General features: G+C 67.1%; 14 protein-coding genes. 4 read left to right on the forward strand and 10 right to left on the reverse strand.

The genetic code is table 11. The annotated features are described in order from the left end of the window. Positions 1-11 precede the first annotated feature (11 nt). A complete protein-coding gene (ampE, locus tag SOM39_RS06275) occupies positions 12-905 on the forward strand; it encodes a regulatory signaling modulator protein AmpE (RefSeq protein ID WP_320457824.1) in 894 nt (297 codons plus the stop codon). On the opposite strand, the gene SOM39_RS06280 is transcribed toward ampE, so the two are convergent. The 9 genes from SOM39_RS06280 to SOM39_RS06320 form a co-directional block, all read right to left on the reverse strand. Beyond that, positions 902-1321 carry a DUF2752 domain-containing protein gene (locus SOM39_RS06280; protein WP_095363138.1) on the reverse strand — a complete coding sequence of 140 codons (420 nt, stop codon included), beginning with the start codon at positions 1319-1321 and terminating at the stop codon, positions 902-904. The two genes, ampE and SOM39_RS06280, sit on opposite strands and share 4 nt — an antisense overlap. Positions 1322-1385: 64 nt before the next feature. Continuing rightward, a complete protein-coding gene (locus SOM39_RS06285) occupies positions 1386-1664 on the reverse strand; it encodes a CD225/dispanin family protein (protein WP_068854269.1) in 279 nt (92 codons plus the stop codon). A gap of 43 nt (positions 1665-1707) precedes the next feature. Further along, positions 1708-1998 (reverse strand): CD225/dispanin family protein, encoded by a 291-nt coding sequence (locus SOM39_RS06290; RefSeq protein ID WP_414715859.1) that lies wholly within the window; start codon positions 1996-1998, stop codon positions 1708-1710. A 153-nt stretch (positions 1999-2151) separates the two neighbouring features. Next, on the reverse strand, positions 2152-4041 hold the full coding sequence (locus SOM39_RS06295; protein ID WP_320457825.1) for an MFS transporter: 1890 nt from the start codon (positions 4039-4041) through the stop codon (positions 2152-2154). A 29-nt stretch (positions 4042-4070) separates the two neighbouring features. After that, positions 4071-6248 (reverse strand): YccS family putative transporter, encoded by a 2178-nt coding sequence (gene yccS, locus SOM39_RS06300; protein ID WP_320457826.1) that lies wholly within the window; start codon positions 6246-6248, stop codon positions 4071-4073. Positions 6249-6381: 133 nt separating this feature from the next. Next, positions 6382-8439, reverse strand: coding sequence for a TonB-dependent receptor (locus SOM39_RS06305; protein WP_320457827.1), 2058 nt, complete (start codon positions 8437-8439; stop codon positions 6382-6384). 236 nt (positions 8440-8675) lie between these two features. Further along, entirely contained in the window at positions 8676-11798 is a 3123-nt protein-coding gene (locus SOM39_RS06310; protein ID WP_184125902.1) for an efflux RND transporter permease subunit, read from the reverse strand. Beyond that, positions 11795-15025, reverse strand: a complete 3231-nt coding sequence (locus SOM39_RS06315; protein WP_320457828.1) for an efflux RND transporter permease subunit — start codon at positions 15023-15025, stop codon at positions 11795-11797. The genes SOM39_RS06310 and SOM39_RS06315 overlap by 4 nt, the downstream gene beginning before the upstream one ends. 86 nt (positions 15026-15111) lie before the next feature. Further along, complete coding sequence (locus SOM39_RS06320) at positions 15112-16356, reverse strand: efflux RND transporter periplasmic adaptor subunit (protein ID WP_320457829.1); 1245 nt, start codon at positions 16354-16356, stop codon at positions 15112-15114. 241 nt (positions 16357-16597) lie between these two features. On the opposite strand from SOM39_RS06320, the gene SOM39_RS06325 reads away from it, so the two are divergent. Further along, the gene (locus SOM39_RS06325) at positions 16598-17914 is read left to right on the forward strand and encodes a M20 family metallopeptidase (protein ID WP_320457830.1); all 1317 of its coding nucleotides are present in this window, start codon (positions 16598-16600) and stop codon (positions 17912-17914) included. A 24-nt stretch (positions 17915-17938) separates the two neighbouring features. Here the strand turns inward: SOM39_RS06325 and queF are convergent, their stop codons facing one another. Further along, positions 17939-18757, reverse strand: coding sequence for an NADPH-dependent 7-cyano-7-deazaguanine reductase QueF (queF, locus tag SOM39_RS06330; protein WP_093534892.1), 819 nt, complete (start codon positions 18755-18757; stop codon positions 17939-17941). 144 nt (positions 18758-18901) lie between these two features. Here queF and SOM39_RS06335 point away from each other — a divergent pair, with 144 nt between their 5' ends. Together SOM39_RS06335 and SOM39_RS06340 are read left to right on the forward strand one after the other, a co-directional pair. Further along, the gene (locus SOM39_RS06335) at positions 18902-19198 is read left to right on the forward strand and encodes a LysM peptidoglycan-binding domain-containing protein (protein ID WP_068854260.1); all 297 of its coding nucleotides are present in this window, start codon (positions 18902-18904) and stop codon (positions 19196-19198) included. 46 nt (positions 19199-19244) lie between these two features. After that, positions 19245-19742 (forward strand): hypothetical protein, encoded by a 498-nt coding sequence (locus SOM39_RS06340; RefSeq protein ID WP_068854259.1) that lies wholly within the window; start codon positions 19245-19247, stop codon positions 19740-19742. The last annotated feature ends 85 nt before the right edge of the window (positions 19743-19827 follow it).

Here is a 19827-nt window from a genome sequence, read left to right on the forward strand (position 1 = left end):
CGGAGGCCGCCATGTTCACCACCCTGGTCGCAGTACTGGTCGCCTTGGCCCTGGGTCATGTCGCGCCTGCCGCGGCCGTGGCGCTGCGTCGATTCGGCTGGTACCGGCGCTGGCTGCAGTGGCTGGACGCTCACGCGGCCGAAACCGGCTTCTGGCGTGGGCGCCACGGCTGGCTGGTGGCGTTGGTTCCGTTCGTGCTGGTGCTGGCCCTGCTGCAATGGGCGCTGCATGACCGTCTGTTCGGGTTGCCGTCGCTGCTGCTGGGCATCGCCACGCTGGTGATGTGCTGGGGTCCGCGCGACCTGGACCGTGACGTGGAAGCGGTGATCGACGCCGATGACGCGCACGCCCGGCATTCGGCTATCGGCCAGCTGCAGTCCGCCGGCGGCAGCCTGCACGAGGACGTGCCCTCGCTGGTGGAAGCCACCGTACTCAACGCACTGCGGCGCTGGTTCGCGGTGCTGTTCTGGTTCCTGCTGCTGGGCCCTGTAGGCGCGCTGGCGTACCGCCTGCTCGCGCTGCTGGCGGTGGGGCCGATGCGCTCGTTGGCCGACGTGGAGACGGTGGTAGGCGCACGCCAGGTGCTGTCGTGGCTGGAGTGGCCGGTGGCGCAGCTGATGTCGCTGTCGATGGCGCTGGTGGGCAACTTCGACACGGCCTTCAAGGCCTGGCGCGAGGCGCACGGCAATAGTTGGGCCGCGTCCACCGATTTTCTGGGCGCCGTGGCGCGTGCCAGTGTCAGTGCCGAACTGCGCGAAGACGCGCACGATTACAGCGACGCGGGCATGGTGCCGGTGTGGCGCCGCCTGCCGGAGCTGCGCGATGCGATGAGCCTGGTCTGGCGCATGCTGTTGTTGTGGATGGCAGCGCTTGCGTTGCTGGTCATCGCCGGTTGGGTGACCTAGGGCGCCAACAGCGCGAACGGCATCCATGGCAGGTTGCGCAGCACTGCATAGCCGACCAGCAGCACCAGCCAGAAGGTGGGATTGGCCAGCACCCGCATCAGCGGGTCCAGTGCGCGCATGCGCACGCCTGCGTTGTTGAGCAGCATCAACAGCAGGAATGGCAGCGAGGTCACCAGCAGTGGATTCATCGCCATCGCGCCGGACCAGTCGAAGTGGACCAGCGAATACAGGCAGCGGGTGCTACCACAGCCGGGACAGTACAACCCGGTCAACGCATACAGCGGGCAACCCGGCAGCGGACTGTTGCCGGCATACGGGCTGACATGACGCAGCACCGCCGTCGCGCCCACGGCCAGCCCGGCCGTGACGGCCAGCGGCGCCCAACGCGACAGGGTGGAACGGGAAGGCAGGCTCATGACGGCAGAACGGCCCGAGCCGGGCACCCTGCGCGGGCGCCGGACCGGGCCGTCCAGGGGGCGATCAGTAGTTGCCGCCGCTCATTGCGCCGCCAACGCCCATCACCACCACCAGGATGATGTAGAGCACGATGGCCACGACGCCGATGATGGCCGACCACATGGCCCACTTCTTGGCGTTGTTCGACGATTCCTGCGCGCCGGCGATGTCACCCGAGGCCAGCTTGCCATTGACCTGGGCGGCATACACGATCGAGACGATGCCGGCCGGCAGGCAGCAGAACAGGGTGGTCAGGATGGCCCAGACCAGGTGGTTGGGGACTTGCGGGGCAGTGGCGTTCATCAGTGAAGCTCCATTTTCTTGGGTGGGTTGAACGAAGGGTGTTTCACAGGTCGGAAAGAGCGCCCAGCGCGGCCATGCCGCCAAACAGGCCAAACCACAACAGCAGCAGTACCGGCAGGGCCAGCGCCGATGCCAATGCCCATCCACCGGCCTTGCGCGATGCGTCGTAGGCACCGGCCAGGTCGCCGGCCGCGCGGCGGCCATCGACCTGGGCCGCGTACACGATCGACACCACGCCCAACGGCAGGCAGCAGAACAACGTTGTCAGGATCGCCCAGACCAGATGGTTGGGGACGACAACGCCCGACGGGGTCGGTGGCGGCAGATGATTCAAGTACGACTCCATTCCATTGGTTGTCCCTTGGCATCTCCCAACGCCAAGTGACACCCCCTATGGGCGGTAATCTACCCGATGTTCCCGCCGATGTATGCGTTTACATGAGCGCCGCAATGGATTTCTTTGCGGAATACCCTGATCTGGTCGCTTTCAGCCTTGATCGCCGCGCAGTGTTCTGACCTGCGCTTCCAGCCCCTCGGCGGTAGCCGCTGCGCCGTCGACTGGCGGGCCGGCCATGACCTCGACGTGGGCGCGCAGGCGGCGCGGCACCCGCATGCGCCCCAGGCGCGTATCGCGCCGGCTCCACATGCTGGCCCACATGCCGCGCAGTGCCATCGGCACCACCGGCACCGGCCGGCGCTCGAGGATCTTCTCCACGCCGGATTTGAAGGCGGCCATTTCGCCATCGCGGGTCAGCGCGCCTTCGGGGAAGATGCAGACCAGCTCGCCTTCGGCCAGCGCCTTGTCCACCTCATCGAACGCGGCCTGCATCAGCGCCGGGTCCTCGCGCGCGCCGGCAATCGGAATGGCCTTGGCGGTGCGGAAGATCCAGCGCATCACCGGGATGTTGAAGATCTTGTAATACATGACGAAGCGCACCGGGCGCGGGATCGTCGCCGAGAGGATCAGCGCGTCCATGTAGCTGACATGGTTGCAGACGATCAGCGCGGCGCCTTCATCCGGCACGTTGGCTTCAATGCCATGCAGGCGCAGGCGGTACAGGAAGCGCACCATCACCCAGCTGAGGAACCGCATCAGGAATTCGGGCACGATGGTGAAGATGTAGACCGCCACCACCGCATTGGCGATCGCCAGCGCCAGGAACAGCTGCGGGATCGTCCAGTGCAGGAATTTCTGCGTGGCCAGCGCAATCATCGCCGCGGCGACGATGAAGCCGGAATTCTGGATGTTGAGTGCGGCGAACACGCGCGACATTTCCGACTTGGGCGTGCGGCTCTGGATCAACGCGAACAACGGCACCACGAAGAAGCCGGTAAACAGACCGATGCCTACCAGGTCGACGATGATGCGCACGCTGCCCGGCGCGGCCACGAAGGCGGCCACGCCCAGGCCCGCCGTGGTGGCGGTGCCGGCGCGCGCGAAGTACAGGTCCAGCATGAAGGCGGTCATGCCGAAGGCGCCCAACGGCACCAGGCCGATTTCCACGGTGCGGCCGGACAGCTTTTCGCACAGCAGCGAGCCCACGCCGGTGCCGATCGAAAACAGCGCCAGCGCGAAGATGTACAGGGTCGGTTCGCCGCCCAGGTTGACCACCGCATAGGTGGGCAGCTGCGAGGTGAGCATGGTGCCGACGAACCAGAACCACGACACGCCGAGGATGGCATTGGCCACGGCCTTCTGTTTCTTGGCCAGGCGCAGCACTGCCAGCGATTCCGGGATGGGGTTCCAGTTGATCTTCAGGTCGGGCGCGCCGGCATCGACCTTCGGGATCATGCGCGCGGTGATGTTGCCGGCAATGGCCAGCGCGATCACTGCCGTTGCCGCCACGATCGGGCCGAAACTGCCGGCCAGGGTGAAGATGATGCCGCCGCTGATCATGCCGGTCAGGATCGACATGGAGGTGCCCATCTCGACCAGGCCGTTGCCGCCGGTGAGCTCTTCGGGCTTGAGCACCGAGGGCAGCACCGAGTACTTCACCGGGCCGAACAGCGTGGACTGCAGGCCGGTGCAGAACAGGGCGACGAGCAGGATCGGCATGCTCTGGGTGAGGAAGCCGACCGCGGCCAGGGTCATGATCCCGATCTCCATCGTGGTGGTGATCACGATCAGCCGCGATTTCTCCAGCTTCTCGGCGATCTGCCCGGCCAGGGCGGAGAACAGGAAGTAGGGCAGGATGAAGATGGCCGGCGCCAGCGTGGTGTACAGCGACTGCTCGGCCTGGCTCACGCCGAGGTAGAACAGCAGGCCGATGATGGCCTGGCGGTATACGTTGTCGTTGAACGCCCCCAGCGACTGCACGATGAAGAAGGGCAGGAAGCGGCGCTGGCGGAGCAGGGCGAACTGACTGTGGCCGGACATGGAATCTCCTTGCGAACCGGCGCAGCCTATCACGCGGTCCCGGTCCCTATTTCGTTCGCGGCGGCGCGCAGCTTGGGCAGCAGGCGCAGCATCAGGCCGATCTGGGTGCGGATCAGCTGCAGCTTCGGCGGCATCTCATCATTGAGCTGCTCCAGCTGCTCGGCCAGGGCCCGGTCGCCCTCGTTGGCGGCCTCGTCCACCGGTTCGCGCCGTTCCAGCGCACCGGCGATCTGCTGCATGGCCTGCTGCACGCGTTCGCCGCTGGAACGGGCCAGGGGGTCCTGCGCATAGCTGTCCAGCTGCGCGCGGTGGGCGCCGAGCGCGGACAGGTGGCCAAGCAGGGTGTTGGACAGCGCCAGGAAGCGGAAGCCGGCGTCCAGGTTGCCGCGCACGTGGCCCGGTTCGCGCAGCATGTTGGACAGCGCGGTGGACAGGGCGACATCGGCGTTGTGCATGTCGCGGCGGGCGATGCGGTAGGCCAGGTCGTCCTGCATGCCGCTGCCGTACTGGCCCAGCACCGCCTGCAGGTAGCCGGCGCAGCGTTCAAGCACGCGCGCCATGACAAGGTCGAGGCGGCGGCCCTGCCAGTCTGGCAGGATCAGGAACGCGGCGGCGGCGGCGATCGCGCAGCCCAGCAGGGTATCGACCAGCCGCGGCCAGATCAGCAGGAAGCCATCGCCGATGAGGTTGAAGCAGGTCAGTGCCATCACGGTGATCGCGGCCGAGGCGACCAGGTAGCGGTCGCTGCGGGTAAAGAAGAACAGCAGCGCGGAAAGCAGGGCGATCAACAATTCGATGCGCAGGTCCTGGAACAGCTGCATCAGCGCCCAGGTGAGCACCAGCCCGATCAGGGTGCCGGCGACGCGCTGGGCCAGCCGCTGGCGGGTGGCGCCGAAGTTGGGGCGGCACACGAACACGATGGTGAGCAGCACCCAGGAGCCGTTCTGGGCATTGAACAGGCGGATGGCGGCAAAGCCCACGATCAGCGCCAGCGCCATGCGTAGGCCGTGGCGGAACAGCAGCGAGCCGGGAGTGAGCTGCTGGCGGATGCGCACCCCCATCTCACGCAGGGTATGCGGGTTGGTGTCGCGCAGGCGGGTGTCGACGTTGTCCAGGGTGGATTCGGACTGGGCCGCTTCGGACAGGCGGCGTTCGATGCTCTGCAGGTTGTTGCCGAGCAGTTCGAGCGAAGAGAGCAGGCGCTGCCACTGGGGGTTGTGCTGGGCGCGCAGCCAGGCGAGGGAATCGGTGAGGTCGGCGGTGGCCTGGCGGGTCCGGTCGCCGTACTGGAACGGCCGGCGCATGCGGATGGCGGTGCCCAGGTTGGCACACGCTTCGCCCTGCAGGGCGAGCAGGCGCTGGCAGCGGTAGAGCACGTCGCTGTGGAAGAAGGCGTCGGTGAGCGCGCCATAGGGGTAGTGCGAGGAACTGGCGCGTTCGTGGAAGTCCTGGGCCATGTAGTACAGGCGCAGGTACAGGCCGGATTGCACGCCCGGGCGGCCGGAGCGGCCGAACCGGGCCAGGATGGCGGTCTTGGCGATGTTGAGCGCTTCGACGACGCGGCGGTTCTGTTCGGCCAGGGCCAGCTGGCGCTTCTGCACGTCGGCATCGCGCACCGGTTCGAACAGGTCGGCCTTGAGCTGAAGGTAACGGCCGAGTTCAAGGTAGAGGCGGGCGAGGCGTTCGCGCACGGGGCGGTTGGCGAACAGGGCGGTCCACAGGATGGACAGCAGGCCGTACCAGAGGGCGCCGGCCAGCAGGTGGCTGACGGCGCTGATGGCCTGGGCGCGGTCGTCGGCGCCGTGCTGTTCGAGGCCGATCATGGTGTAGATGGCCAGGGTGACCGTGGCCTGGGCGATGGAGGCATAGCGTTCGCCAAGCGCGCCGAGCAGGGTCAGGCTGAAGGTGGACAGGGCCAGGGCCGCAATGAACAGCCACGGCCAGGCGAACAGCTCGACCACGGCGGCGGCGGCCACCACGAAGCACAGCAGGGAGAGGGCGACGGATTTGGTGCGGCCCCACCAGTTGTCATCGGTTTCGGCAATGGCGCTGGCGATGATGCCGAGGAATACGCCGGGCAGCGCAGGCAGCTGGTCCAGGTGCCAGCACACGCCCATGGCCACGGACAACGCAATGAACACCCGCAGCCCGTAGCTGGCCTTCTCATGCGCCCACAGGCGACTCAGGCGGGATTCTCGGGCGGACATGCGGACTCGTCGGGCGGTGGCACCTCATTATTGCGTCATCGCGGTGAAGCCGACATAGCCGGTTGGTAGGTACCCACCCCCGCCGGCCTCACCGCTCGCAACGAATGAAATGACGGGCTGCTACGCCCTTCGCTTACAGATCAAACCTGACGCTGACCGTGAACGTGCGCGGCAGGCCGATGCCGGCGTTGGACCAGTACTTCCTGTTGGTGAGGTTTTCGACGCTGGCGCGCCAGGTGACCGGGTGGCCGTTGGCCTGCATGCGGTAGCCGATGCCGGCGTTGACCAGGGTGTAGTCGGGCAGCTTGAGGGTATTGTCGGCGTCGTAGTACACGTCGCCGTAGTAGCGGGCCAGCGCGTACAGGCCCAGGCCTTCCACCTGCGGCACGCTGTAGTCGGCGTGCACCACGCCGTTCCAGCGCGCTGCGCCGGCGGTGCGGTTGCCTTCCTGGGTGCTGCTGTCGGGCGAGAGCTTGTCGTAGGTCGGGTCCAGCCAGGTCACGCCGCCGCCGAGGGTGAAGGCATCGGTCAGGCGGACGTCGCCGCTGACTTCCACGCCTTCGTACAGGGTGATGCCGTCCTGCACCAGCAGTTTGCCGCCGCTGGTCAGGCGGTCGATGTTGGCACCGCGCTCCAGGCGGAACGCAGCCGCGTTGGCGTTCCAGCGTGGGTACTCGATCTTGGCGCCGATCTCGAACTGCTTGCTGATGGTCGGGTCGAGCACGTCGCCGGCGTTGATGTAGTCGCTGCCCACCCGGCTGCCCGCTTCCAGCGATTCGACGTAGCTGGTGTAGAGCGTGACTGCATCGGCCGGCTTGAACATCACCGCGTAGGTCGGGGTGACCGGGTAGGTGTGGTAGGCGCCCTTGGTCTCGAAGTCGTTGTAGCGCGCACCGGCCAGCACCGACCAGCCGTGGCCGAAATCCACCGTATCGCTGACGAACACCGCCTGCTGTACGGTTTCGCTGCCGCGGGTGAGCTCCTGCGAACCGACGGCGTCATGGCGCAGGGTGGGGCGCTGGTAGAGGTTGCCACGGCCGATGGTGTTCCATTCGTATGGGCGGTCCCAGCCCAGCCCGGTCTGGTGCGAGACGCCGGCGACGACCTGGTGCGACAGCGGGCCGGTCTGGAAGCGGCCCTGCACGATGGCCTGGGCCAGCTTCCACTCGCTCTTGCCGCCGAGCTCGTAGACGTTGACGTCGTAGTCGCCATTGACATCGTCGATGTAGGCGAAGATCTTGTTCACGTCGTTCCACGACGAGGTGTAGCCATAGCTCAGGCTGGCCTTCCAGTCGTCGTTGATCTGCCAGTTCAGTGCAGTGGAGAGCAGGCTGGAGCGGGTGTCGTAGAAGGTGCCCGGAATGGCGTTGTTGACATCGCCGGCGATCGGGCGCGGCAGTTCGGTCAGGCCGATGAAGTAGTACTGCGGCGATTCCTCGCTGAGATCGCGCTCCTGGAACACGCCATCGAAGGTCCAGGTGAGCGCATCGCCCAGGCGTGCATCCAGCGACAGCGCACCGACCTTGCGGTTCACTTCGCCACCGTTGAAGGTTTCGCCCTTCTCCTGGTAGGCGTTGAAGCGGTAGCCGAACATGTCTTCGTTGCCGAAGCGGCCGCCGACATCGACCTGGCCGCTGACGATGCCCTGTTCCCGCCAGCCGAGCTGCGCGGAGAAGGTGGGGGCATCGGTGGGCTTCTTCGTGACGTAGTTGATGATGCCGCCGGGCTGGCCGAAGCCGTACATGAAGCCGCCCGGGCCCTTGAGCAGTTCCACCTGTTCCATCACTTCCAGCGGCCACTCGGTACCCCACGAGGACACCTGCAGGCCGTTGACGCGGTAGCTGTCGTAGCTGAGATCGATGCCGCGGTTGCGGATCGGCGAGCTCCAGCCACTGGCGTAGGCGCTGACCTGGGTGACCACCGACGGGTCGGTCAGGAACGCCTCGCCCAGCGAGACCACCTGGCGCTTCTCGATGTCCTCGCGGCCGATGACGGAGATCGCGAACGGGGTATCGCGTACCGGGCGGTCGCCCAGGGCGCCGGTCTCGGTGTGGGTGCGTTCGGCGGTGACTTTCACCGCGTCCAGCTCGGTGGCCGAGCGGGATTGGCCGTGGGCCGCGCAGGCCAGGGACAACGACAGGGCGAGCAGGGCCGGGCGCAGGGCGTGGCGCGGAAGTACGGAAGCAGGCATCGAGTGGGGGTCCTCTGCGGACAGCAGCACACCGTCCGCGATCAGTTGAAAGCGGAAGAAGAGGGCGTGGCTGAGTCGGGGCACTGCCCGCGAAGGCGGAGTCAGCGCGGTGCGCGAGGCGCGGCAGGACCGTGGCTGATGCGGATTGTTCTCTTTTGAGTGCCGCGCGTCAAATGATCGTCATGAACGCGGTAGCGCACGACCGTTGGTCGTGCGGCGCCGCGCAGCGACGGGCGTCACGCGCGCGCTGCCCGCCTTACCAAGGCCTTCTCGCGCCGGCGCGCGCGCCAGCCGCGCCAGTGCTGCTGCAGGCACGAGAAGATCACATACAGCGCCGGGGTGCTCAGCAGGGTCAGGCTCTGCGAGAACAGCAACCCGCCGATCATCGCGATGCCCAGCGGGCGACGCAGCTCGGACCCTTCGCCCAGGCCGATCGCCAGCGGCACCGCCGCCAGGATTGCCACCATGGTGGTCATCATGATCGGGCGGAAGCGCACGATGCTGGCTTCGCGCACCGCTTCCAGCGGGCTCTTGCCGTGCTCACGCTGGGCCACCACGGCGAAGTCGATCATCATGATCGCGTTCTTCTTGACGATGCCGATCAGCAGCACCAGCGCAATCATCGAGATCACCGACAACTCGGTATTGGTCACGAACAGCGCCAGCAGCGCGCCCACGCCCGCCGCCGGCAGGGTGGACAGGATCGTCACCGGGTGCACCAGGCTTTCGTACAGCATGCCCAGCACCAGGTACACGGTGATGATGGCGGCCAGCACCAGGATCAGCATCGAATTGGGGTTGAGCTGCACGTTGAAGCCGCCGCCATCGCTGATGCGGATGTCGCCGGGCAGGCGCAGCCCGTCCACGGTGGCCTTGATGATCGCCTCGCCTTCGCCGGTGCTCACGCCTGGTGCCAGGTTGTAGCTCAGGTCCATCGTGGTGTACTGGTTCTGGTGGGTGATCTGCGGCGGGGCCAGCCCGGGGACCTGGCGCGCCACGGCGGTGATCGGGATCATCTCGCCGTTGCCCGCGCGCACGTGGATCTCATCCAGCGCGCGCGGGGTGGCGGTCTGCTCCGGCAGCGCGTTGACCACCACGCTGTACTGGTTGATGTCCGAGTAGATCGTCGAAATCTGCCGCTGGCCGAACGCGCCGTACAGCGCGCCATCGATCGCGCCGACCGACACGCCCAGGCGCGCGGCCTTGGCCCGGTCGATCTCGATGTTCTGGCGCAGCCCGGCGGTGTCCACGTCGGTGCCGACGTCGCGCAGCATGGGGTTCTTCTTCAGTGCGGCCTGCACCTTGGGCAGCCATTCCTGCAGCTGGGCCAGGTCGTTGCCCTGCAGCGACACGCGGTACTGCGCGCCCTGGCTGTTGCCGCCGCCCCCGTCGCTGGGAAGATCCTGGATCGCGCGCAGGCGCAGCTCCAGGTCGGGGTAGCGGTCGGCCTTGGCGCTCAGCCGTGCCAGCGCCTGCGCGGTGGTTTCGCGGCGGCCTTCCTTGCGGGTCTTCAGCTCGATGTTGAACTGCGCGCTGGAACCCTGGCGGCCACTACCCAGGCGCACGCCCACGGTTTTCACCGCCGGGTCGGCCATCAGCATGTCGGTGATGCGGCGCTGGCGGTTGACCATGTCTTCGAAGGATACCGTCGCGCTGGAGTTGGCGCGGCCCCAGATCAGGCCGGTGTCCTGCGGCGGGAACGAGCCCTTCTTGACCGCGCCCGCCAGCATCACCGTGGCCACGATCAGCAGGATCGGGGTCAGCGACAGCAGCAGCGCGTGGCGCAGCGAGAAGTCCAGGCAGACGGTGTACACGCGCAGCATGCGGTCGTGGGTGGCATCCAGGAAGCGGCCGATCCGCGAGGGCTTGTCCGGCTCCGTGTGGGCGCTGAGGAAGCGGCTGCACAGCGCCGGGGTGAGCGTGAGCGAGACGATCATCGAGACCACGATGGCGGCCACCAGGGTCACGGTGAACTCGCGGAAGAACGCACCGACCATGCCGCTGGCAAACAGCAGCGGAATGAACACCGCCACCAGCGAGGCGGTGATGGAGACGATGGTGAAGCCGATCTCGCGGGCGCCGGTCAGGGCCGCCTGCATGCGCGGCATGCCTTCGTCGAGGTGGCGCATGATGTTTTCGATCACCACGATCGCGTCATCGACCACGAAGCCGATCGCGATCACCAGCGCCAGCAGGCTCAGGTTGTTCAGGGTGAACCCGAACACGTACATCACCAGTGCCGCACCGGCCAGCGACAGCGGCACGGTGATCGCCGCGATCAGGGTCGGTGCCAGCCGGCGCAGGAACAGCGCCATGGTCAGGATCACCATCGCCAGGCTGATCAGCAGGGTGATCTGCACTTCGTGCAGCGACGAGCGGATGGTCGGGGTGCGGTCGAAGTATGGGGTGAGCGTGGTGCCCGGCTGCAGGTAGTCGCGCAGCATCGGGATCTGCGCCTTGACCCGGTCCACCGTTTCCACGATGTTGGCCCCGGCGCGGGTGAACACGTACATCACCACCGCCGGTTTGTGGTCGAACCACGCCGCCTGGTAGGCATCCTGCTGGCCGTCGTAGACGTTGGCCACGTCCTTCAGGCGGATCACCCGGCCGTCGTCCTGGGTCTTGATCACCAGGTTGGCGAAGTCGGCCGCGCGCGCCACCGAATCGTTGGCGATGATCGCGGTGGTGGTGTTGCCGTCGGTCAGGAAGCCGGTGGGCGAGGTCACATTGGCGGCGCGCACCGCATTGCGCAGGTCATCCGGGGTGAGGTTGAGCGCATTGAGCAGGCGCAGGTTGACGTCCACCCGCACCGCCGGGGTGGAGGCGCCGGCGATGTCCACCGACGACACCCCGCTGATCTGGCGGATGCGCTGGGCCAGCAGCGAATCGGCCACGTTGTACAGCTCATCGGCCGACTGCGTCTGCGAGGTCAACGCAATGGCGATCACCGGATCGTCGTTCGGGTTGGCCTTCTGGAACATCGGCGAACCCAGCCCGGAGGGCAGGTCGGCCTGGGCCGAGTTGATCGCGGTCTGCACGTCCAGCGCGGCCGAATCGATGTCGACCCCGCTCTGGAAGATCATGAAGACCAGCGAGCTGCCTTCGGAGCTGGACGAGCGCATCTGGTCCACGCCGGGCAGCTGGCCCAGGTGGCGCTCCAGCGGCGCGGTGACCGTGGAGGCCATGGTGGTGGCGTCTGCGCCGGACTGGCTGGCGTGCACGAAGATCACCGGGATCTGGATGTTCGGCAGCGCCGACACCCCCAGCTTCAGGTAGCACATCAACCCGACCACGAACAGGCCGATGGCCAGCAGCGCGGTGCCGATCGGGCGGCGGATGAACGGGCCGGAGATGTTCACGCGCGATCCTGTGCGGTGGCGTTGCGCAGCGCGCGCTGTTCACGGCGCTGGCGCAGCCATTCGGAGTAGCGCTCCATGTACAGGTAGATCACCGGCGTGGTGTACAGCGTGACCAGCTGCGAGATCAGCAGGCCGCCGACGATGGCGATGCCCAGCGGGCGGCGCAGCTCCGAACCGATGCCGGTGCCCAGCGCCAGCGGCAACGCGCCCAGCATGGCCGCGGCGGTGGTCATCATGATCGGGCGGAAGCGCAGCAGGCAGGCGCGGCGGATCGCTTCGTGCGCGTTGGCTCCGGCGCGGCGCGCCTCGATGGCGAAGTCCACCATCATGATGCCGTTCTTCTTGACGATGCCGATCAGCAGCACGATGCCGACAATGCCATCCACCGACAGGCTCAGCCCGCACACCATCAGTGCCAACAGCGCGCCCACGCCGGCCGGCGGCAGGGTGGAGATGATCGTGATCGGGTGGATGTAGCTCTCGTACAGCACGCCCAGCACGATGTAGATCACCACCAGCGAGGCCAGCAGCAGCCACACCACGTCGGTCTGGCTGCCGGTGAACTCGGCGGCCTTGCCGATGAACTGCGCGTGCACCTGCGTCGGCATGTCCAGGCTGGCGCGGGTCTCTTCGATCGCCTTGACCGCATCGGACAGCGAATAGCCCGGGGCGATGTTGAACGAGACCGTTACCGCCGGCAGCTGCTGCTGGTGGCTGACCACCAGCGGGGTGCTGGTGACCTTGCCTTCGGCCAGCGCGGCCAGCGGAATGATGTTGCCCGCACCCACCGGAATACCGGTGTTCTGCGCGCCGATACCGGTGGCGGTGGACGAGTTGGACGAGGTGACTTGGCCGAAGTTGGTGGCATTGCTGCCGGTCAGCGCGCCGGCGCCGTTGGAGGCCACTGCCAGCTGGTTCATCAGGGCAGTGCTGGTACGGAACTCCGGCGCCACTTCCAGCACCACGCGGTACTGGTTGAGCTCGGTGAAGATGGTCGAGATCTGGCGCTGGCCGAAGGCGTCGTACAGCGTGTCGTCGATGGTCTGCATCGGCACGCCCAGCACGCTGGCCTTGTCGCGGTCGATGTTCAGCTCCAGCGCGCGGCCCTGGTTGGACAGGTTGTTGTCCACATCCGCCAGTTCCGGACGCTGGCGCAGCGCCTCGGTCAGGCGGGTGGCCTGCAGCGCAACCTGCGCGCTGTCCACGTCCGACAGCGAGTACTGGTACTCGGTGGCGGCCACGCGGGTGTCCAGGGTCACGTCCTGGACCGGCTTGAGGTACAGCGCCACCCCGGGGATGCCGGCCACGGCTTTCTGCAGGCGCGGCAGGATATCTTCCAGCCCGTCGCGGTCGCCGCGCTCCTTCAGCACGATCGACAGCTGGCCCTGGTTGAGCGTGGGGTTCATGCTGCCGGCGCCGATGAAGGCGGCCACGCCGGTCACTGCCGGGTCGCTGCGCAGCGCTTCGGCCACCGCCTTGGTGCGCTGCTCCATCTGCGGGAAGGCGATGTTCTGGTCGGCCTGGACCACGCCGGTGATCAGCCCGGTGTCCTGCTCGGGCAGCAGGCCCTTGGGAATGACGATGTACAGCACCACGGTCAACACCAGCGCGCCGGCGGCCACCGCCAGGGTCATGCGCTGGTGGTCGAGCACCCAGTCCAGGCTGCGTTCGTACAGGCCGACGGTGCGGCTCCACACGGTCTGCTTTCCGGCCGCATGCGCACGCTCATGGGCGTCCTCGCCTTCGGGCAGCGCGTCGGGCTTGAGCAGGTAGGCGCACATCATCGGGGTGAGCGTCAGCGAGATCAGCATCGACAGCACCACCGCGATGCTCAGCACCCACGCGAACTCGTGGAACAGCCGTCCGGTCACGCCCGGCATCAGCAGCAGCGGCAGGAACACCGCCACCAGCGACACGGTGAGCGAGAGCACGGTGAAGCCGATCTGGCGCGCGCCGATCTCGGCCGCTTCCGGGCCGCTCTTGCCCTGTTCGATATAGCGCACGATGTTCTCGATCATCACGATCGCATCGTCGACCACGAAGCCGGTGGCCACCACCAGCGCCATCAGCGACAGGTTGTCCAGCGACATGCCGGCAAACGCCATCACCCCGAACGTGCCCGCCAGCGACAGCGGCACCGCCACCGAGGGAATGATCGTGGCCCACAGGCGGCGCAGGAACACGAAGATCACCGCCACCACCAGGCCGATGGTCAGGATCAGGGTGAACTGCACTTCATGCACGGAGGCGCGGATGGTCTCGGTACGGTCGGAGAACACTTCCAGGTGCACGTCCGCCGGCAGCACGTTCTGCAGCTGCGGCATCAATGCGCGGATGCGCTCCACCGTCTGCACGATGTTGGCACCGGGCTGGCGGCGGATTTCCAGCAGCACGGCCGGCTTGCCATCGGCCCAGGCGGCGAGCTGGTCGTTCTCCACGCCGTCGACCACCTCGGCCACGTCCGCCAGCCGCACCGGCGCGCCGTTCTTGTAGCTGATGATGGTCTCGCGGTACTCCGCCGCGCTGGTCAGCTGATCGTTGGTGCCGATGCTGTAGGACTGGGTCTTGCCGTTGAGCGAGCCCTTGGGCGCGTTGACGTTGGCCTGGGTCAGCGCGCTGCGCAGGTCTTCCAGGGTCAGGCCCATGTTGGACAGCTGCGCCGGGTTGACCTGGATGCGCACGGCCGGGCGCACGTTGCCGGCGATCGACACCAGGCCCACGCCCTGCACCTGCGACAGGCGCTGGGCCAGGATCGAGTCGGCGTAGTTGTTCACATCGCGCAGTGGGCGCGTGTCGGAGGTGAGCTTGAGGGTGATGATCGCCGCGTCGGCCGGGTTCACCCGGTTGTAGACCGGCTGGTACGGCAGCGATGACGGCAGGGTGGCCTGCCGGATCGCGGCCTGCACGTCCTGTGCGGCGATGTCGATGTCCCGGTCCATCGAGAACTGCAGGATGATCGTGGACAGGCCGGCCGACGAATCGGAGGTCATCAGCTCCAGCCCGGAGATCTGCCCGAACTGGCGCTCCAGTGGCGTGGTGACCAGCGAGGCCATGGTGGTCGCATTGGCACCCGGGTACTGGGTGGTGACCACCAGGCTGGGCGCGTCGATTTCCGGCAGCGCCGACACCGGCAGCTGGCGGTAGCCGAGGATGCCGAGCAGCAGCAGGCCCGCCATCAGCAGCGAGGTGGCGATGGGGCGGCGGATGAAAATCGTCGAAAAGCCCACGGGCGGATCCTTGCTGTTACGTCAGACGGCGATGCGGGAGGCGAACGCCGGCCACCTGGCCGGCGTTGGGGACACGGCGTGCGCGGTCAGCGCGGGCCGCCGCCACGACGCCCACTGGGGCCCTGTTTCTGCGCGGCGGCCTTGAGTTCGGCCTCGGTCGGCGCGGCCGGCGTCTCGCCCGGCTTCAGCGCGGTGACCTTGCTGCCCGGCTTGAGCCGGAACTGGCCCTCGCTGACCACGCGCTCACCGCCCTTGAGGCCTTCGGTGATCTGGATGTTGCTGTCGCCCACTTCCACGCCGCTCTTCACGGTCTGCATGGCTACCGTGTTGTCCGGCTTGACGATATAGACGTACTCGCCATCGGGCCCGCGCATGACGGCCTGGGTGGGAATGACCACGCCGCCGGCAATGGTGCGCAGCTGCATGCGCACGTTGACGAACTGGCCCGGCCACAGGGTGTTGTCTTGATTATCGAACAGGGCGCGCGCGCGGAAGGTGCCGCTGTCGCTGCTGATCTGGTTGTCCACCACGTCCAGCTTTCCGCCATCGGTGAGTACGTGCGAGTCGTTGCGGTCCAGCGCGGCGATGGTCACCGGGCCGGCCTGCTGGGCCTGGCGCACGTCCGGCAGCTGGCGTTCGGGCAGGTTGAACACCACGTGGATCGGGTGGATCTGGGTCAGGGTGACCAGCGCGGTACCGGCGCTGACCACGTTGCCTGCATCCACCGCACGGATGCCGGCGATGCCGGAGATGGGCGCGGTCACGCGGGTGTACTGCAGCTGCACCTGGGCCGCGCGCATGCTGGCCTCATTGGCCGCCACCGCGCTTTCGTACTGGGCCACCTGGTTGCGCTGGGTGTCCAGGTCGGTCTTGGCGACGTACTGGCGGTATTCGGGCGAATTGGAGCGCTGGTAGTTCGAGCGCGCCGTGGCCAGCTGGGCCTGGTTCTGCTTCTTGGCCGCCGCCGCTTCGTCATAGCTGGCCTGCAGCGTGCGCGGATCGATCTGCGCCAGCAGGTCGCCCTGCTTCACTTCCTGGCCTTCCTTGAAGTTCAGGCTGATCAGCTGGCCGCCCACCTGCGGGCTTACGGTCACGGTGTTCATCGCGCTCACCGTGCCCAGCGCGCTGGCGTAGACCGGCACATCCTGGCGGGCCGCGTCGATCACCGTCACCGGCACCGGGCCGGTATCGCGTTCGCCGTCCTTGCCGGCCTCGGCCTGCGCCCCTGGCTTGGCATCCTTGCCCTTGCCACCGTTGAGCAGGTGCATGCCGACCAGCCCCACCACCAGCACTGCGATCACCAGCAGCACGATCTTCCAGAAACGCGACATTCAAAACTCCTGAGGCTGGCGAAGGGCGGGGCCCGGTTGGCAGTGGCAAAGCATACCCGCCACCCGTGCCCTTTAATGCATGACAAATGGGACGGGCGGTCAGACCCGCAAGCGCCGACAAGGTTCAACCGACGACGGTTGCTTTCCCGCACAACGTTCCCGGGCGCCGAAAGTTACAGCGAAAACCACCCTGATGCCCTACATTCAGGTTCAAGCCCCTGGAACCCTGTCGGAGACCCGAATGCCCCGTCTGTCGCTGCTGCTGTCCGCCCTGCTGCTCGCCTCGCCCGCGCTGGCCGCCACCGCCCCGGCAGAACGCCCGGAAGTCACCGCCGCCGCCGCTCGTCTGCAGGCCCAGGTAGTGCAGTGGCGCCGCGACTTCCACCAGCACCCGGAGCTGTCCAACCGCGAAGAGCGCACCTCGGCCAAGGTGGCCGAACAGCTGCGTGCGATGGGCCTGAAGCCCAGGACCGGCATCGCCCATCACGGCGTGGTGGCCATCATCAAGGGCGGCAAGCCCGGCCCGCGCATCGCCCTGCGCGCGGACATGGACGCGCTGCCGGTGACCGAACAGACCGGCCTGCCGTTTGCCTCCAAGGCCACCAGCACCTATCGCGGCGAACCGGTGGGCGTGATGCACGCCTGCGGGCACGACGCCCACACCGCCACCCTGCTCGGCGTGGCCGACGCGCTGGTGAAGATGCGCGAGAACCTGCCCGGCGAAGTGATGCTGATCTTCCAGCCTTCCGAAGAAGGCGCGCCGCCGCCGGAAGAGGGCGGTGCCGCGTTGATGCTCAAGGAAGGGCTGTTTGCCGACTTCAAGCCGGATGCCGTGTTCGGCCTGCACGTGTTCTCCAGCGTCCAGGCCGGGCAGATCGCCGTCCGCGGTGGCCCGCTGATGGCGGCCTCGGACCGCTTCGGGATCAAGGTGATCGGCCGCCAGACGCATGGTTCTGCGCCGTGGAACGGGGTCGACCCGATCGTGGCCACCGCCGACCTGGTGGGCACCGCGCAGACCATCGTCAGCCGCCGCTCCAACATCTCCAAGCAGCCGGCGGTGGTGTCCTTCGGCGCGATCAAGGGCGGCATCCGCTACAACATCATTCCCGACGAAGTGGAGATGGTGGGTACCATCCGCACCTTCGACGAAGGCATGCGCCAGCAGATCTTCGCCGACCTGCGCAACGTGGCCGAGCACACCGCCGCCGCGCATGGCGCCAAGGCGGAAACGGAGATCTACGAGGCCGAAGGCAACCCGGCCACGGTCAACGACCCGGCCCTGACCGCGCGCATGCTGCCCAGCCTGCAGGCCGTGGTCGGCGAAGCCAACGTGTACGAGCCGCCGCTGCAGATGGGCGCCGAAGACTTCTCGCTGTATGCCCAGCAGGTGCCGGGCATGTTCTTCTTCGTCGGCTCCACCAGCGAAGGGATCGACCCGGCCAAGGCCCCGGCCAACCACTCCCCGAAGTTCCTGCTCGATGAGAAAGCACTGGATGTAGGCCTGCGGGCGTTGTTGCAGGTGAGCCTGGATTTCCTCAACAGCCCGAAGCCGGGCTGAGGCCGCACGACCAACGGTCGTGCGCTACTGGCGCAGGTCGCGGACCGTCCGCGCCGGCTGCTCGATGCCGGCGCTGGCCCGCCACGGGTTGATGTCCAACCCGCCGCGGCGGGTGTAGCGCGCCTCTACTTCCAGCCACTCCGGCTGGCAGCGCAGGGTGAGCTCGTTGAAGATGCGCTCCACGCACTGTTCGTGGAATTCGGCATGCTCGCGGTAGCTCACCAGGTAGCGCAGCAGGCCTTCGCGGTCGATGCGCGGGCCGCGGTAGCGCACGCTCACGCTGGCCCAGTCCGGCTGGCCGGTGACCGGGCAGTTGGACTTGAGCAGCGCCGAACTGAGCGTCTCGGTCACCACCTGGCCGGCATTGGCCGACAGGTACTCCGGCGCCGGCGGGCCGTAGCGCTCGATCGCCACATCCAGCTCATCCAGTGATTCGCCTTCGGCCGCCTCCACCAGCAGCGGCACCCCGAACACCACGTTCACCACCGCCCCGGCGCAGGCCGACAGGTCACCGGCAATGCGCTGGCGGGCCTGCTCGTCATCGTCAAAGCGCGTGCTGTTGAGCGAGTTGAGGTAGAGCTTGAACGACTTGGATTCGATCAGGTTCGGCGAGGTGCACGGCACGCTGACCGTCGCCACGGCGACGCGTGGCTTGCCGCGCCGGTCCAGCCAGCTCAGCTCATAGGCTTGCCAGCGGTCATGGCCAACGAACGGCAGGTTGGCCTCGTCCACGCCGATCTCCTCGCGCGCGGCGCGGCGCGGGATCGGGAAGAGCAGGGCGGGATCGTACTGGGAGGGGTAAGCAACCTCGCGACCGAGGCTGGAGTCCTGGGGGGTATTCATGGCGCCATTTTAGCGTGGCCGGCGGCCCCTCCAGCGCCCCGTTCAGAAATACGTCCAGCGTCTTCACGCCTGCGCCATGCCCCATTAACAAGGCCTGTGACACCGTGCGATCCAGGTCGTTCTATTCAAGACGGGAGCGTGTGGATGAGTACCGACAAGAAGGCCGATTTCTCCGGCGTCACCTCCAGCGTGGATACCACCGCGCAGAAGGTGGAAAAGGCAGATTTCTCCGGCGTGACCGCTTCGGTGGATACCACCGCCGAAAAGGTGGGGGGTAGCACCTACACCGTCAAGAGCGGTGACTCGCTGTCGAAGATTGCCAAGAACGAGCTGGGCGATGGCAACGCCTGGAAGAAGATTTTCGAGGCCAACCGTGACGTCCTGGATGACCCAGACAAGATCTTCCCGGGCCAGACGCTCAAACTGCCGCCTAAAGACTAAGCCCGCTCCGCCTGCTGTCCATTATTGATTCCCAGGGAGGAATTCCATGAAGAAGACGTCCATCAGTACCGCCGTACTTGCTGCCCTGCTGGCCACCGTTGCGCTGGCCGGCTGCAAGAAGAAGGAAGAAACGGTCGACAACAACGCGCAGCCGGCTGCCCCGGTAGCGACGACGCCGGTCGAGCCCGCCGCACCGCAGCCGATGACGGCCGCCGCGCCGGTCAACGTTTCCGGCGTAACTGTCGGCAAGACCGCTGCGGCCGACAAGACCGTCGCGGCGGCAGCACTGTTTGCTCCGAAAGACGTGATCATCATTTCGGTCCGCACCGCAGGCACGGCCACCAACGCCAACGTTGGCGCCAAGCTGACCTATCAGGACGGCCAGGTGGCGGGCGAACAGAGCCAGGTGTTGAACACCACTGGCGATGAGACCACCAACATCAGCTTCACGAATGCCAATGGCTGGCCGGCGGGCAAGTACCGCGCGGAGGTCACGGTAGATGGTAAGGCGGCCGGAACGCCGCAGGAGTTCGAGGTCAAGTAAGTCCCGCCGACTCTCTCCCGGCACGGGCTCACGATGGACGCAGCCGCGAGGCTGCGTCTTTTTTTTGTGCCACACAGCGTTCCAA

This window comes from Stenotrophomonas sp. CFBP8994, assembly GCF_034044835.1.
Taxonomy (GTDB): Bacteria; Pseudomonadota; Gammaproteobacteria; order Xanthomonadales; family Xanthomonadaceae; genus Stenotrophomonas; species Stenotrophomonas rhizophila_A.

Bases quoted from the DNA above. Each gene is read 5' to 3' on its own strand.
- ampE (WP_320457824.1), top strand. From the start codon at position 12: ATGTTCACCACCCTGGTCGCAGTACTGGTCGCCTTGGCCCTGGGTCAT.
- SOM39_RS06280 (WP_095363138.1), bottom strand. From the start codon at position 1,321: ATGAGCCTGCCTTCCCGTTCCACCCTGTCGCGTTGGGCGCCGCTGGCC.
- SOM39_RS06285 (WP_068854269.1), bottom strand. From the start codon at position 1,664: ATGAACGCCACTGCCCCGCAAGTCCCCAACCACCTGGTCTGGGCCATC.
- SOM39_RS06295 (WP_320457825.1), bottom strand. From the start codon at position 4,041: ATGTCCGGCCACAGTCAGTTCGCCCTGCTCCGCCAGCGCCGCTTCCTG.
- yccS (WP_320457826.1), bottom strand. From the start codon at position 6,248: ATGTCCGCCCGAGAATCCCGCCTGAGTCGCCTGTGGGCGCATGAGAAG.
- SOM39_RS06305 (WP_320457827.1), bottom strand. From the start codon at position 8,439: ATGCCTGCTTCCGTACTTCCGCGCCACGCCCTGCGCCCGGCCCTGCTC.
- SOM39_RS06320 (WP_320457829.1), bottom strand. From the start codon at position 16,356: ATGTCGCGTTTCTGGAAGATCGTGCTGCTGGTGATCGCAGTGCTGGTG.
- SOM39_RS06325 (WP_320457830.1), top strand. From the start codon at position 16,598: ATGCCCCGTCTGTCGCTGCTGCTGTCCGCCCTGCTGCTCGCCTCGCCC.
- queF (WP_093534892.1), bottom strand. From the start codon at position 18,757: ATGAATACCCCCCAGGACTCCAGCCTCGGTCGCGAGGTTGCTTACCCC.
- SOM39_RS06335 (WP_068854260.1), top strand. From the start codon at position 18,902: ATGAGTACCGACAAGAAGGCCGATTTCTCCGGCGTCACCTCCAGCGTG.
- SOM39_RS06340 (WP_068854259.1), top strand. From the start codon at position 19,245: ATGAAGAAGACGTCCATCAGTACCGCCGTACTTGCTGCCCTGCTGGCC.